At 64.2% G+C, this 14,443-nt stretch carries 9 protein-coding genes and 4 pseudogenes; 4 read left to right on the forward strand and 9 right to left on the reverse strand.

Annotated elements, in window-relative coordinates; all coding sequences use genetic code 11:
* Positions 1–4: 4 nt before the first annotated feature.
* The 6 genes and pseudogenes from hfq to dusB form a co-directional block, all read right to left on the reverse strand.
* Complete coding sequence (gene hfq, locus ADT71_RS14130) at positions 5–553, reverse strand: RNA chaperone Hfq (protein ID WP_054437773.1); 549 nt, start codon at positions 551–553, stop codon at positions 5–7.
* A 259-nt stretch (positions 554–812) separates the two neighbouring features.
* A pseudogene (locus ADT71_RS14135) lies at positions 813–2,209 on the reverse strand (sigma-54-dependent transcriptional regulator).
* 58 nt (positions 2,210–2,267) lie between these two features.
* A pseudogene (locus ADT71_RS14140) lies at positions 2,268–4,441 on the reverse strand (ATP-binding protein).
* 111 nt (positions 4,442–4,552) lie between these two features.
* Positions 4,553–5,968, reverse strand: coding sequence for a sigma-54 dependent transcriptional regulator (locus ADT71_RS14145; RefSeq protein WP_054437774.1), 1,416 nt, complete (start codon positions 5,966–5,968; stop codon positions 4,553–4,555).
* Positions 5,965–7,091 (reverse strand): annotated as a pseudogene (locus tag ADT71_RS14150) (nitrogen regulation protein NR(II)). Before ADT71_RS14150 ends, ADT71_RS14145 begins: the two are co-directional and overlap by 4 nt.
* Positions 7,088–8,131, reverse strand: a complete 1,044-nt coding sequence (dusB, locus tag ADT71_RS14155) for a tRNA dihydrouridine synthase DusB (protein WP_054437777.1) — start codon at positions 8,129–8,131, stop codon at positions 7,088–7,090. Before dusB ends, ADT71_RS14150 begins: the two are co-directional and overlap by 4 nt.
* 100 nt (positions 8,132–8,231) lie before the next feature.
* Between dusB and ADT71_RS14160 the strand changes: the two genes are divergently transcribed.
* The 3 genes and pseudogenes from ADT71_RS14160 to ADT71_RS30370 all read left to right on the forward strand — a co-directional run bounded on the left by ADT71_RS14160 (position 8,232) and on the right by ADT71_RS30370 (position 10,511).
* On the forward strand, positions 8,232–9,416 hold the full coding sequence (locus ADT71_RS14160; RefSeq protein WP_054437779.1) for a bifunctional 2-C-methyl-D-erythritol 4-phosphate cytidylyltransferase/2-C-methyl-D-erythritol 2,4-cyclodiphosphate synthase: 1,185 nt from the start codon (positions 8,232–8,234) through the stop codon (positions 9,414–9,416).
* Positions 9,417–9,426: 10 nt separating this feature from the next.
* Entirely contained in the window at positions 9,427–9,984 is a 558-nt protein-coding gene (locus ADT71_RS14165; RefSeq protein ID WP_054437781.1) for a hypothetical protein, read from the forward strand.
* A gap of 1 nt (position 9,985) precedes the next feature.
* Positions 9,986–10,511, forward strand: a pseudogene (locus tag ADT71_RS30370) (CinA family protein).
* A 41-nt stretch (positions 10,512–10,552) separates the two neighbouring features.
* Here ADT71_RS30370 and ADT71_RS14175 read toward each other — a convergent pair.
* Together ADT71_RS14175 and lipA are read right to left on the reverse strand one after the other, a co-directional pair.
* Entirely contained in the window at positions 10,553–10,993 is a 441-nt protein-coding gene (locus ADT71_RS14175) for a type II toxin-antitoxin system RatA family toxin (RefSeq protein ID WP_054437784.1), read from the reverse strand.
* 16 nt (positions 10,994–11,009) lie between these two features.
* Positions 11,010–11,963: a lipoyl synthase gene (lipA, locus tag ADT71_RS14180; protein WP_054437786.1), complete on the reverse strand. Its 954-nt coding sequence runs from the start codon at positions 11,961–11,963 to the stop codon at positions 11,010–11,012.
* An 84-nt stretch (positions 11,964–12,047) separates the two neighbouring features.
* Between lipA and ADT71_RS14185 the strand changes: the two genes are divergently transcribed.
* Positions 12,048–12,716: a carbonic anhydrase gene (locus tag ADT71_RS14185; protein WP_054437788.1), complete on the forward strand. Its 669-nt coding sequence runs from the start codon at positions 12,048–12,050 to the stop codon at positions 12,714–12,716.
* An 80-nt stretch (positions 12,717–12,796) separates the two neighbouring features.
* On the opposite strand, the gene ADT71_RS14190 is transcribed toward ADT71_RS14185, so the two are convergent.
* Positions 12,797–14,146 carry a hypothetical protein gene (locus tag ADT71_RS14190; RefSeq protein WP_054437789.1) on the reverse strand — a complete coding sequence of 450 codons (1,350 nt, stop codon included), beginning with the start codon at positions 14,144–14,146 and terminating at the stop codon, positions 12,797–12,799.
* Positions 14,147–14,443: the final 297 nt, after the last annotated feature.

The following is a 14,443-nucleotide window of genomic DNA, read 5'->3' on the forward strand; positions in this document are numbered from 1 at the left end:
AGTTTCAGTCGTCGGATTCTTCATGCGCCTGAAGATCGACCGGAGTCACGGGCTGAATCGTCGAAACCGCATGCTTGTAGGCAAGCTGGACGTAGCCTTCGCGCTCCAGCAGCATGCAGAACAGATCATAGGCAGCCACGCGGCCCTGCAGCATGACGCCGTTGATCAGGAACATGGTGACCTGCACGCCCGCGTTGCGGATGCTGGAAAGGAACACGTCCTGAAGGACGCGGGTCTTCTTTCCATTGTCGGCGCCGCTCGCGAACTGGCGCGCATCGACCGGGGTCGAGGGCATGATCGTCGAGATGGCGTGCTTGTAGACGAGCTGCGACTGGCCGTCGCGGCGAAGAAGGATGGAGAAGTTGTCGAACCAGGTGACGATGCCCTGAAGCTTCACGCCCTTCACGAGGAACATGGTCACGGGCGTCTTGTTCTTGCGCAGGAGGTTCAGGAACTGGTCCTGGAGGTTCTGCCCCTTCCCTGCCGAAGTGCCGGCGGTGACGGGAGGAGCCACCGAACCGGAAGGCGACGGTGCCGCTTCGGGTTCTTCCACTGCGGGAGTGGTTCGCGGGCGCGCGGTCAGCGTACGCCGGCCATATCATTTTCTCCTTCTTTTTGGCGGCCGCTGTGCGGTCCGCGATCTGGTCACCGGAAAATCCCGATGCCGTTCTCGAATCGAAATCTATCGACTTGCTGCAATGCAGTAAACGCGAAAAATGTAGCATTCTTGTGACAGGTGCCCGGATACACTTGATGGAGGATGCGTCCGGGCCATGCCGTGGCCTTGAAAAATCGCGGTAACTTGCGGTTCTTCAGGCCTGTTCCTCGCTTTCGTGTTCCCCTTCGCGGCGCTCGGCCATGCCCAGAAGCTTCAGTTTCCGGTGGAGCGCCGAACGTTCCATGCCGATGAAGGAGGCCGTCTTCGAGATATTGCCCGAAAATCGGCGGATCTGGACACGCAGGTACTCGCGCTCGAAGCTTTCCCGTGCTTCGCGCAACGGGGCGCTCATCATCACCGTGACGCCGGCGTCGCCGCCGCCGCGGCTGTTGAAGATTTCCGGCGGCAGCATGTCGGCATCGATCCGCGCCAGCTTCTCGCGCGGGGCCATGATGACCGTCCGCTCGACCACATTGCGCAGTTGCCGCACGTTGCCGGGCCATTCATATGCTTGGAGCGCGGTCATCGCCTCTCCGGTGACTTGCGGCGGGGGAACCCCCTGCTCATTGGCGTAGCGCGCGAAGAAATGGTCGATCAGGGCGGGAATGTCGTCCCGCCGCTCCCGCAGGGCAGGAATCGTTACCGGAACCACGTTGAGGCGATAGAACAGGTCTTCGCGGAAGCGCCGCTCGGCAATTTCCTTTTCCAGGTCGCGCGAGGTCGAGGATACGACCCGAACATCGACGCGAATCTGGCGGGTGCCGCCAACCCGGACGAACGCCTGATCGGTCAGGACCCTCAGGATGCGGGCCTGCGTGGACAGCGGCATGTCGGCCACTTCGTCGAAATAGAGCGTGCCGCCATCCGCCGTTTCCAGAAGCCCCGGACGGATCAGGGCGCCGTCCGCTTCCTCCCCGAACAGTTCCTGCTCGAAGCGTTCCGGCGTGATCCGCGCGGAATTGACGCTGACGAAAGCGTTTCCGGCCCGCGCGCTCCATGCATGGAGCTGGCGCGCGGCCACTTCCTTGCCCGAACCGGCCGTCCGGTGATGAGCAGGCGGCTTCCGGTGTTGGCCACCCGCTTGAGGGTGGCGCGGACCTGATTGATCGAGCCGCTCGACCCGGTGAACTCCTCACCCATCGAGAAGTCGTGCCGAAGCTGCGCGTTCTCGCGGCGCAGGCGCTCTGTCTCGGTGGCACGGCCGACGAGATGGAGCAGCTTCTCCGCCTCGAACGGCTTTTCGATGAAGTCCACCGCGCCCCGGCTGATCGCGGCCACGGCTGTATCGATGTTCCCATGACCTGAGAAGATGATGACCGGCAGTTCCGGTTCGCGCGCCTTGATCGCATCCAGCACTTCCAGACCGTCCATGGGGCTGCCGTGCAGCCAGACGTCGAGGAGGACCAGCGAGGGACGGCGGGCGTCGATGGCGTCAAGCGCGGAGCCGCTGTCGCCCGCAGTGCGGCATTCGTAGCCTTCATCGCTGAGAACGCCGGCCACCAGTTCGCGGATGTCGCGTTCGTCGTCCACGATCAGGATTTCTAGAGCCATGGCAATGTCTTCTTGGTCAGGAGGATGGGAGTGGCAGGCAGGGTGCGGCAAGCCGGGATCATTCGGCGGCCTCCTGCTTGCGTGTATGGGCGAGCGGATCGGTGGCGAAGCGCATGGTTACGGTCGTGCCGCCGCCGGCGGTCGGCAGGAACAGCATTTCGCCGCCATGCTCCTCGATGATCTTGTTCACGATGGCGAGACCGAGGCCGGTGCCCTTCTCTCGCGTGGTGACGTAAGGTTCGATGATGCGTTCGCGGTCCTGCGAAAGTCCGATGCCGTTGTCGGCGATGCGGACGAGGATCGCCTCGGGCAGCGCCTCCACGGTGACGGCGTCGCGCCGCGATAGTCGGCCGGGGCATCCTTGGTCTTCGCCTCGATGGCCTCGACCGCGTTCTTCAGCACGTTGGTCATGGCCTGGCCGTACTGGTGGCGGTCGCAGTCGATCGAGCTGATGGCGGGATCGCCGGCGAAGCTGAAGGCGATATCCGGCCTTGCGACTTCCTGGAGGAACAGTGCCTGCCGGGTCAGCGCAACCGGATCTTCGGCGCGGAACACCGGCTTCGGCAGGCGGGCGAAGGAGGAGAACTCGTCGACCATCTTGCGAAGATCGCCCACCTGACGAATGATCGTGCGCGTAAGGTCTTCGAACAGCTCGGGATTGTCGACGATCTGCTTGCGATAGCGCCGGCTGAGACGTTCGGTGGCAAGCTGGATCGGCGTGAGCGGGTTCTTGATCTCGTGGGCGATGCGGCGGGCCACGTCGGACCATGCCGCCGTGCGCTGGTCGAGCAGCTGGCGGGTGATGTCCTCGAACGTGATGACATGCCCGGTCACGTCGCGCGTCACCTTGACGGCGAAGGTCAGCAGGTCTCCGTGGCGGTTGTACTGGACCAGCCCGCCAGAGCCACCCTGCTCGATCAGGGCGGCAAACTGCGGCGCCAGATCGGAAAGCGGCATGTCTTCAGGCAGTTCGGAGCGCTGGGTCAGGAGCTTCTGCGCCGTGCTGTTCATCAGCAGGATGCGCCCTTCCGTATCGAGCGAGATGATGCCCGAGGTCACGGATTCCAGCACTGCTTCGATGAACACGCGGCGTTCGTGAAGCTGGCGGTTGGCCCCCAAAAGAGCCTGGGTCTGCTTCTCGATCTGCGCGGTCATGCGGTTGAACGCGCGATTGAGTAGGCCGATCTCGTCAGCGCCGGTACGGCCTTCGATCCGCAAGGCGAAGTTGCCGCTGCCGACCCTTCGAGCCGCATCGACGAGTTCGTAGAGCGGCTTGACCTGACGGTCGGCGAAGCGGAGCGCGAACCATACGGCAAGCCCGACGAGTGCCAGCGACGCAACGAACAAAGCCACGTTGAAGCGCAGCTGGAGTACGCGGGCGCGGCTCGTCAGCACTTCGTAGGCCTGGACGATGTTCTCCGCGTTTTCGGCGCGCTGCCCCTGGCTGAGTGCGAGCAGGTCCGAACTGCGGGCGGCATAAAGATAGACGCCTGCCTCCCGTTCGATCGGCACGACGGCCACCACCCGGTCGGCGTTCGAGGTTACGACCAGCGGCTCCCCTTTGTTGAGGCGGGCCTGGACTTCGGGAGTGATTCGCTTGTCATCGGTCTTCCCCTCGGGATCGACGATGATCGGCGTGCGCTGGCTACCGTCGTTCGCGACCTGGATGATCGCGGCTACCGACAGGTTGCGGCGGACCACCTGGCTGGCGAAGAACTGCTGGAAATAGGCGCTGGCAACCGGCGATTCGCCGAGAGTGACGCGGGTGTCGTTGGCCATGGCGGCGGATTCGTAGCCGACGTCACGCTGGGTCTGCTCGTAGTAGCCGCGCGCCAGCTTGTTCGCATTTTCCAGCAGCCCGCGCGAGGAGTCCGAGAACCAGAATTCGACGCCGGACTGGAACAGCCAGGACGCGAAAACCACCACCAGCAGCGTGGGAACGGCCGAAATCAGCGAGAAGATGAAGACCAGGCGGACGTGCATCTGGCCGGTGCCGCCAATGTTCTCGGCGGCGCGGCGCAGTGCCATCCGGCGCCCCAGCAGCACGAGGATGGCCATGGCCGGAACCAGCGTGCCGACCAGCAGCGTTGCCGTGAGGTTGGAGGGCAGCAATTGCCCCTTGTCCCGCGAATTTAGCGCGACCCAGGTGATGCCGGTCATCACTAGGAAAGCGACGATCGAGAGCACTTCCATCATCGCGAAGAAGTTCGCGCGGCGGGCTGCAACCTGCATGCGCCGCCACCATCGTGGCCAGGCGCGTTTGTGGATCATGATCTCGCTCATCGTTGCGCTGTTACAACGCCGGTGTTGCCTGTTTGCAAGAGCAAATCCATCAATGCCCGATCAGGAACGACGAGTGAAGTCCTCGGGGTCGAGTGCAAGCTCGCCAAGACGCTTGCGCAAGGTGTTGCGATTAATCCCGAGTGCCTGGGCTGCACGAAGCTGGTTTCCGCCTGTCTCTTTAAGCACTTCCGCAAAAAGCGGACGCTCGAATGCGGCTGCCGCCGTTTCGTAGATCGTGCCGTTCGCCGGGCGCGTGGCCGCCAGCCAGCGGCTGACCGCCTGCGCGATGTCGTCGGGTTCGCTGACGTCAGCAGGCGCCGACGAAGTATCCGCGGCCAGCAAAGGCAGGATGCTCTCGGGATCGATCGCATCCTCGCGTGCCAGCAGGGCGAGCCGGTAGATGAAATTCTTGAGCTCGCGCACATTGCCGCGCCAGGGCTGGCGGCTGAGCAGTTCCGCCGCTTCGGCGGTCAACTGCCGGCGCGGCAACCCCTCGTTGGTGGCGTGCTGAAGGAAATGGCGGGCCAGTACCTCGATGTCGTCCCGGCGGTCGCGCAGCGGCGGCATATGGATCGGCACGACATTGAGCCGGTAGTAGAGATCTTCGCGGAAGCGCCCGGCAGCGATCTCCGGCTCCAGATCCTTGTTGGTGGCAGCGATTATGCGCACGTCCAGCCTTATCTCGTCCCGCCCGCCGACGCGCCGCACCGTGCCCGACTGGAGCGCCCGCAACAGCCGGGTCTGGGCCTGCATCGGCATGTCGCCGATTTCGTCGAGGAACAGGGTGCCGCCCGCTGCCTGCTCGAACTTGCCGACATGCCGGGCGACCGCGCCGGTAAAGGCGCCCTTTTCATGGCCGAACAGCTCGCTCTCGATCAGCTCGGCCGGAATTGCCGCTGTGTTCACGGCGATGAACGGACCTGCCCGGCGGTGCCCGAGATTGTGGACCGCTTCCGCCACCAGTTCCTTGCCGGTGCCGGATTCGCCAAGGATCAGCACGGTCAGATCGTTGCGCAGGACGCGCGTGATCATGCGGAATACCGTTTGCATGGCAAGGCTGCGGCCGACCAGCGGCAGCCCGTCGCCCAGCGGTTCGTCGCCTTCGGGGGCGCTGCCCTGCCCTGCACCTGCCGCCTGGCGCACGGTTCGGGCCAGTTCGTCGATATCGAAGGGCTTGGGGAAGTACTCGAAGGCCCCGGTATCGGTTGCGCGAACGGCGGTATCGAGGGTGTTCTGGGCCGAAAGGATGACGATCGGCATCGCCGGATGCAGCGCCCTTACCCGGTCGATCGTCTCGATTCCGTCGCCGTCAGGCAGCATGACGTCGGTGACGAGGGCCTGATAGCTGCCCTCGCCAAGCAGCCGGTCTCGTTCGCCGATCGACTGGCAATGGATGACGGTGAAACCCTCGGCCTCCAGCGCGGCGGTGATGACGATGGCGATCGAAAGGTCGTCCTCGACGAGCAGCACGCTCATGCAGCCGGCCTCCTTCTGGTTGAGCGGCTGCGGGTTTCGCGGGCCAGGGGCAAGTGGACACGGAAATGGGTGAACCCGCCTTCCTCGTCGCGTTCGTGCGTGATGCGTCCGTTCATGTCGCGCACCAGCTTGCGTACGAGAGGAAGGCCCAGCCCCTGACCGGATTTCTTGGTGGTGACGAAGGGCTCGAAGATATGATCGCGCATCGCCGGCTCCACGCCCGGACCATTGTCTGACACGCGCAGTTCCACCGGCAGGCGCACCGGCTCTCCGGAATCGCTGGTGTGGAGCTGGAGGCCGCTGGCGAAGCGCGTGCGGATCGTTACGCGGGGGGCCTCCTCAGCCGCGCAGGCCTCGGAAGCATTGGCCACGAGGTTGATGATGACCTGCACCAGCGCATCCGGGCTGCCGAGCACGGCGGGCAGCGAAGGGTCGAATTCCTCGACAAGACCCACCCGCTCCGGCGCATCACCGCGCGCGGCGGACATCACGTTGATCGCGCGCGCGCGGCTTCGTGAAGGTTGCAGGGTTCGACCGGCGGAGCCGTGCGGCGGCTGAGCTTCTGCATCTGGTCGATCAGATTGGCGATGCGATCGACTTCGAGCGTGATAAGCTCGGTCAGTGCGCGGTCCTTGTCTTCGATCTTGCGGGCAAGGAGCTGGGCCGCGCCGCGAATGCCGGCCAGAGGGTTCTTGATCTCGTGAGCCATGATTTCCGGCCCGCGCAGCACTGCATTGTCCGGGCCGCCGGAATCGTCGCCCAGCGCCTCGGTGGCGGTGTTGTCATGGATCGTAAGCACCTGCCAGCCCGGCGTATCGGCCACCGGGGCGACGTTGATGTCGATCCTTCGTGCGCCCTTGCCCTTGAGCGTGACCACGACTTCGCGCGCCGAAACCGGCGTTTCATAATCGTCGAGACGCTCCAGCAGGAGCTGGTCGGAAAACGTCAGGATCTCGCGCAGCGGCATGCCGACCAGCAAGCGCAGCGATTGCCCGAAGAACTGCTCGGCGGCGGGGTTGAGCGATGCGATCCGCAGCCCCGGTTCCAGCAGCACGACAGCCTGGGGAAGGCTTGCGAGAAGCCGCGAAGCCGCGGGCAAGGCCGTGTGCGGCGCGAGGCTCATGCAGCCTGACGGTCTGCCGATGCGGTTTCGCTGCCCTGGTCACGGTAAGGCGCATAGAATTCGGCTAGCAGACGCAGCACTTCGTCAGGATCGTTGACGAAATTGATGCGGTTGCGGAACTCGGCCGAACCCTTGATGCCCTTGATGTACCATCCTAGGTGCTTGCGGGCCATCTTCACGCCCGTATCGCTGCCGTAGTGGGAGAGCATGTCCTCGTAGTGTTCGCGGATGATTTCGTACTGCTTGCCGAAACCGGGCTCTTCCATAAGCCCGTTGCCGCGCCACCACTGCATGACTTTGGCGAGAATCCACGGCTTGCCGTAAGCGCCGCGACCGATCATCAGGCCATCGGCACCGGACTGTTCCAGCGCCCTGGCGGCATCCTCGATATCCAGGATATCGCCATTGACGATGACCGGGATCGAGACCGCGTCCTTCACGCCGCGCACGAAAGCCCAGTCGGCCGAGCCCTTGTACATCTGGCTGCGGGTGCGGCCGTGGACGGTGATCATCTTGGCACCGAGGTCTTCGGCGATGCGCGCTAGTTCGGGGGCGTTGAGACTGTCATGGCACCAGCCCATGCGCATCTTCACGGTGACGGGAACCTTCACGGCCTTGACCGTGGCTTCGATCAGCCGGGTGGCGAGAGGAATGTCGCGCATGAGCGCCGATCCGGCATCGCCGTTGACGACCTTGCGGACCGGGCAGCCCATGTTGATGTCGATGATGGCGGCGCCCCGATCCTCGACGAGTTTGGCGGCTTCGGCCATCTGTTCCGGCTCGCAGCCGACGAGCTGCATCGAAACCGGATCCTCGATCTGGTCCCACATGGCCTTCTGAAGCGAAACGCGCGTCTCACGGATGGCGGCCGGGCTGGCGATCATCTCGGTGACGTTCAGACCCGACCCGAATCCGCGCACCATGCGGCGGAACGGCAAATCGGAAACGCCCGTCATCGGGGCGAGCACGACCGGACAGTCGATCGTCACGGGACCGACTTCGATCGGCTTCAGAGCCGGAGGAGTAGGCAGTGTGTTCATTGCGCGAGCCCGGAATTGCCTAAAAAACGTATAGTGCCTAAAAAACAGGCAGCGCATAGTGGATTGCCCTCGCCTCGGCAAGCGATTACCGGCAACGACAATGTCGCAAGACCTGTCAGAAACGCTCCCGCGTCCCGCCGAACATCCCCGCACAGCCGCTATCGTGGTGGCTGCAGGCAAAGGACTGCGCGCAGGCCAGCCTGTTCCCAAACAATTTGCGCTCTGGCGCGGCAAGCCGGTGGTTCGCCATTCGGCCGAAGCGCTGGCCCGCGCGGGGATTTCGCCGATTCTCGTCGTGATCCCCCAGGGCGCCAAGGAAATCGCCGCCGAAGCGCTGGCCGGCATCCCCGGTGTCCAGTTGGCGAACGGCGGCGAAACACGGCAGGAATCGGTCAGGCTCGGGCTCGAAGTGCTTGTGAGCGGCCATCCCGACCGGGTTCTGATCCACGACGCGGCCCGGCCGATTCTCCCTGGCCCCGTGATCGACAGGCTGATGGATGCCCTGGCGGTTCATGAGGCGGCGATTCCCGTGCTGACCGTCGTGGACAGCCTCGCTCACGCCGAGCCCGGCGAGGTTTGGCAGATGATGGGCGCCCCTGCCCGCCGCGAGGATATTCGCCGCGTACAGACCCCTCAGGCCTTCCGATTCCCCGAAATCCTCGCCGCCCACCGCGCATGGGACGGGCCGACCACCGCCGGAGACGACGCGCAGGTGGCGCAGGCGTCCGGCATGGGTATCGCGCTCGTCGAAGGAGACGAAGCCTTGCACAAGCTGACATATGCCGCGGACTTCGCCGGCGCCCTGCCGCCGATCCGCGTCGGCACCGGTTATGACGTCCACCGTCTGGAAGAAGGTGAGGAACTCTGGCTTTGCGGCGTGAAGATCGCCCATACTCACGGCCTGTCCGGCCATAGCGATGCCGATGTCGCCATCCACGCGCTGGTCGACGCTTTACTCGGCGCCGTGGGCAAGGGCGACATCGGCCAGCACTTCCCGCCCAGCGACCCCCAGTGGAAGGGCGCTGCATCCGACCGGTTCCTGGCACATGCCGCGAAGCTCGTGGCCGAGGCCGGCTATGTGCTTGGCAATGCGGACGTGACGATCATCTGCGAAGCGCCCAAGATCGGCCCGCACCGCGAAGCCATGCGCTCTCGCCTCGCCGAAATCCTCGGCGCCGATCCCTCCCTTGTCAGCGTGAAGGCAACCACGACCGAGAAGCTGGGTTTCACTGGCAGGGCAGAGGGAATCGCCTGCCAGGCTGCGGTCAGCCTGGTCAGGATTTAAGGAGCCTACGATGCCTGCTTTCCGCAAGATGCTCACTTTAGCCGCGGTGTCCGCGCTCGCGATCCTGCCCGGCCTGGCAAATGCCCAGCAGTCCGCCTGCCTGACCAAGGCCGAGGCGCGATCCCTGTTCGGCTATGCCCTTCCCCAGGTCATTTCCGGCACCAGCAAACGGTGCGCCCAGGTCTTGCCCAGCGATTCCTACCTGCGCAATCACGGCGCCGAACTCGTCGCGCGCTATACGGCGCAGAAAAGTCGTTACTGGCCTGAAGCCAAGATCGCCTTCCTCAAGCTGGGCGAAGGCAAAGATGCGCAAGTCGGCCAGTTCGCGCGCAATCTTCCCGACGAATCGCTTCGTCCGCTGGTCGACATCACTGTCGAGGGGATGGTCTCGCAGGGTCTTCCGCTGAAATCCTGCGACAAGGTCGATCTCGCGCTCGACCTGCTCTCCCCTCTCCCGCCCGAAAACACCGCCGGCCTCATCGCGCTGCTCATCGAAGTCACCTCGAAGGCTGACGAAGTGGCGCCCGGCAAGGCGAAGCTCGGCGGCTTCACTCTCTGCAAGGACTGACATGTCTGGCAACATCCTATTCCCGCAGGACCTTTACGACCTTGCCGTGCGCGTGATCGCCGAAAACAAGGCGATCGGCCGCAAGGTCGCGCTGGCCGAGAGCTGTACGGGTGGCCTCGTCTGCGCCGCGCTGACCGAAGTGGCCGGCTCCTCCGCCGTGCTCGACCGCGGATTCGTGACCTATTCGAACGAATCGAAGCAGGAGATGCTGGGGGTCGCGTCGGATATCATCGACACGCTTGGCGCGGTTTCTCCGGCTACGGCATGGGCGATGGCGCAAGGGGCGATCACGCACAGCAATGCCGACGTGGCGGTCGCGATCAGCGGCATTGCCGGGCCCGAAGGCGGCAGCGAACTCAAGCCGGTGGGAACCGTGGTCTTTGCCCGCGCGCATCGCGGCGAGGAAGAGGTCCATGCCGAACAGAAGCTGATCGAAGGTGCGAACCGCGCTGAAATCCGCCACCACGCGGCAGTGCGCGCTGGAACTGCTGCTGCCTGGAACCGAGTTGCCCGCCTACGCGGACTGAGCGTTCATCGTCCCGGAGCGATCCGGGAGATGCCTGTCCGGTCAGACCGGTTCGCCGTAAAGTTCGTGGGCGCGGGTTTCGAAGGCGGCCACCATCTTGCGGAAGGCCTTGTCGAAATACTGGCCTGCCAGCTTCTCGAACAGGGCGTTGCGGAAGCTGAAGCGCACGTCGAATTCGATATCGCAGCTATGCGCATCGACCGGATGGAACGTCCAGTGGTTGTGCAGGTCCTTCATCGGCCCGTCGACATAGTGGACCTTGATCTCGCGCGCGCGAACCTTCTCGACGCGCGAGGTGAACTTTTCGCGCAGGGCCTTGAAGCCGACCAGCATGTCCGCGACCATTTCGGTTCCGGTGTCGGACTTCACCCGGGTGGCGACCACCCAGGGCAGGAATTCCTGATAACGGCCGACATCGGCTACGAGGTCGAACATCTGCTCGGCGCTGTAGGGCAAGCGCTGGGTTTCGTGGATTCCGGGCACTGTAACGTCTTCCGGCTCAGCGCGGCGTCTTTGTCAGCGCGGCCTTGGCCAGTTGCGCTTCGCGGGCGGCGCGCATTTCGGCGAAGTCCTTGCCGGCGTGATAGCTCGAACGCGTCAGCGGCGAGGATGCGACCTGCAGGAAACCCTTCGCACGGGCGATGGCGCCATAGGCATCGAACGCCTTGGGGGTCACGAATTCCTTGACCTCGGCGTGCTTCGGCGTGGGACGCAGGTACTGGCCCATGGTCAGGAAATCGATATCGGCGCAGCGCATGTCATCCATGACCTGATGGACTTCCAGACGCTCCTCACCCAGACCCAGCATCACGCCGGACTTGGTGAAGATCTTCGGATCGTGGGCCTTGACCTCTTCCAGCAGGCGCAGTGACGCATAGTAACGGGCGCCGGGGCGGATGGTGGGATAAAGGCGGGGCACGGTCTCGAGGTTGTGATTGTAGACGTCGGGGCCGGCAGCCACGATCGCCTCGATCGCGCGGCGCATCTTGCCGCGGAAGTCGGGCGTGAGAATTTCGATCGTGGTCGACGGAGTCGCGGCGCGCAGGGCCTGGATCACCTTCACGAACTGGTGGGCGCCGCCATCGGGCAGGTCGTCCCGGTCGACCGAGGTGATGACGATGTGCTCAAGACCCGTCTTGAGCGCCAGTTCGGCGACATGTTCCGGTTCGGAAGGGTCCACGCGGCCGGGCATTCCGGTCTTCACATTGCAGAACGCGCAGGCGCGTGTGCAGGTGTCGCCCAGAATCATCACCGTGGCGTGCTTCTTCGTCCAGCATTCGCCGATGTTCGGGCAGGCCGCTTCTTCGCAGACCGTGTTGAGCTTGAGGTCCCGCATGAGCTGGCGCGTTTCGCCATAACCCTTGCTGGTCGGCGCCTTGACGCGGATCCAGTCAGGCTTGCGCTGACGTTCGGGCTTCTGCTCGGGGCTCGGCACGGAGGAAAGGTCGTTCATGGCGTCCAGATAGTCGCAAGCTTGCCTGCTTGCCAGTGCGAATATCCGCTCTATGGGTTGCGTGCGTTTCAATGGAGGCAACCCATGACAGATTCCAACGCCCCGCAATCAGAACAACGCGTCCTCGATACCCTGATCGACGGCTATCGCCGGTTCCGCAACAGCGGGTGGAGCCCCCACCGAGAGCGTTGGGAGCGTCTCAGCGAGGGGCAGCAACCCGAGGTGATGATCGTGGCCTGCTCCGACAGCCGCGTTGACCCTTCGCAGATCTTCGACGTCGATCCGGGCGAGATCTTCGTGGTCCGCAATGTTGCGGCGCTCGTCCCGCCCTTCGAGACCACGCCCGGCCATCACGGTGTTTCCGCTGCGCTTGAATTCGCGGTGCAGGTGCTGAAGGTGAAGGAAATCGTGGTCATGGGCCACGGCATGTGCGGCGGCTGCAAGGCGGCGCTCACGCAGGAGCTTCATGGCGCCGAGCCGGGACAAGGCGGTTTCATCGCTGACTGGATTTCGATGCTGGATGAGGCCCGCGCTCCCGTCGCCGCGCAATTCGGCACGACCGGACGCCCGGCCGAACGCCAGATGGAGCAGGCCGCGGTGCGCGTCAGCATCGACAATCTGATGACGTTCCCCTGCGTTCGCCACAAGGTGAAGACCGGTGAACTCAAGCTGCGCGGCGCGTTCTTCGCGATCTCAGACGGGCAGCTTCATCTGATGGATGACGCCAGCGGAAAATTCGCACCGATTTCCTGACCCTTCGGGAAACGGCAAAAGAAAAGGGCGGCGGGTTATTCCCGCCGCCCTTTTCGTGTCTTTGGCCAGGTTACGTCGGCTTACGAGGCCGGCGTAGTCTTGGAAGCGGCATAAGCCGACCAGAGCTTGGCGATCGGTGCGCGCGTGCCGGTGACCTTGGCGAGGCTGGCTTGCGCATCGGCGGCCTTGCCCTGCATGGCCTGAGCCATGCCGAGGCGGAGATTCGCCTTGTTGGCATCGACGCCGGGCTTGCCGAGCGCGACCTTGTAAAGTTCTTCGGCCTTCGCGTACTGCTCGTAGCTCAGGAAGACGTCCGCCGAGCCGGTCACGGAGGCGGCCGTTGCGGCAGGCTTGAGAGCGTCGCGTTCGGCGGCCGGAAGCGATGCCTTGTCCGCCGCAACGCGGCCGGCGCTGTTGGCACGGTCCTGGCCGACCTCGGCCTGGGTCAGAAGACCCTTCGCAAGGCCCTGGTCCATGACCTTGACGGCTTCGCCCGGGAACGCGCGCGGATCGACGTTCTGGATATATTCGAAGTAATCCCGCTTGTCCTTCATCGAGCCCGTCGCGAACATCAGGCGCATCAGGTCGATGTTTTCCTGGTTCTGGAGCGAGGCAAGCTGGCGCACGATCGAGATCGAGATATTCCACGACGCCACGCTGGGGTAGTACTGCGCCAGCATGGCGGCATATTCGGTCGACGGCGCAAGTTGCTTGGCGTCGTAGGAGGCCTGGAGCGCGCTACGGATCGAGCTTTCGTTCGGCTTGGTGCCGTTTGCCTTCGCCGCCTCAAGCTCCTTCTGGACCATGGCCAGAGCCGCCTGCGGGTTGTTCGAACGCTTGTAGGAATCCGCCAGCAGCGGCTGGATCATGTTCTGCTGGTCACGGTAACCCGCGTCGAAGGACTGCTGGAGATAGCGTGCGGCAACGTCGTACTGCGCGCTCTGATAAGCGGTGACGCCGGCGAGATACTGGACCTGACCCAGCGTTTCCGGGCTGGTCTGGCCGCTGTCGAGCATCATGACGAGACCCTTGTGCTGCAAGGCGGGGTCATTCATCAGAACGCCGACATTGCGCGTCATCTCGCCCTGCTTGAGCTTGTCGATCGGCTGCTGCGCGGCTGCGCCCGCCGTCTGGAGCTGCGCCAGGATACCGCCCATGGCCGCGTCCACTTCGGCGCGTGCGGCGGTCTTCTCGGCATCCGTCTGCGCGGCCTTGGCCTTGTCCGAGGCGGCCTTCACGGCGGGATTTGCCTGGGCGTCGGCAATAGCCTTGTCCACCGGAGCGGCGACGGCGGCGTATTCCTTCGAGAACGTCGCCTTGGCAGGCGCCTTTTCCTTGGCGACAGCCGCCACGGGAGCAACCGCGGCGGCCATTCCGCCAGTCATGGCCACAGCCAGGGCAACACGGGAAATCAGGAACTTGCGAGCCATTTAGGCCTACTCCTCATCAAGACACGTGGAGGCGCGCCCGAAAGCGGGACTCCGTAAAAATTGCAGTGCCGGTTTGGCGTCGAATTGAACGCTTGGCAACCTCGCCCGGCGATTAGAAGGCCGCCACTGAACGCTGATTGAATGCAATTCGTCGCAGCCCGAACGGTTCCCTGCGCCTCGCAAGACCAACTCGCCCCATAAGTGTGGAAAAAGAGCGCCTCCTTGGCGCGGTGGCACCTGTTCAGGTGGCTTTCCCCCCGCGCATGTCCTAGGGCGATCCATCACCCTTTGTCCCGC

Source organism: Novosphingobium sp. ST904 (assembly GCF_001298105.1).
Classification (GTDB): Bacteria; Pseudomonadota; Alphaproteobacteria; order Sphingomonadales; family Sphingomonadaceae; genus Novosphingobium.

Coding starts and splice junctions, on each gene's coding strand:
- dusB (WP_054437777.1), bottom strand. CDS start 8,131: ATGAACACACTGCCTACTCCTCCGGCTCTGAAGCCGATCGAAGTCGGT.
- lipA (WP_054437786.1), bottom strand. CDS start 11,963: ATGAACGACCTTTCCTCCGTGCCGAGCCCCGAGCAGAAGCCCGAACGT.
- ADT71_RS14165 (WP_054437781.1), top strand. CDS start 9,427: ATGCCTGCTTTCCGCAAGATGCTCACTTTAGCCGCGGTGTCCGCGCTC.
- ADT71_RS14190 (WP_054437789.1), bottom strand. CDS start 14,146: ATGGCTCGCAAGTTCCTGATTTCCCGTGTTGCCCTGGCTGTGGCCATG.
- ADT71_RS14185 (WP_054437788.1), top strand. CDS start 12,048: ATGACAGATTCCAACGCCCCGCAATCAGAACAACGCGTCCTCGATACC.
- ADT71_RS14145 (WP_054437774.1), bottom strand. CDS start 5,968: ATGAGCGTGCTGCTCGTCGAGGACGACCTTTCGATCGCCATCGTCATC.
- ADT71_RS14160 (WP_054437779.1), top strand. CDS start 8,232: ATGTCGCAAGACCTGTCAGAAACGCTCCCGCGTCCCGCCGAACATCCC.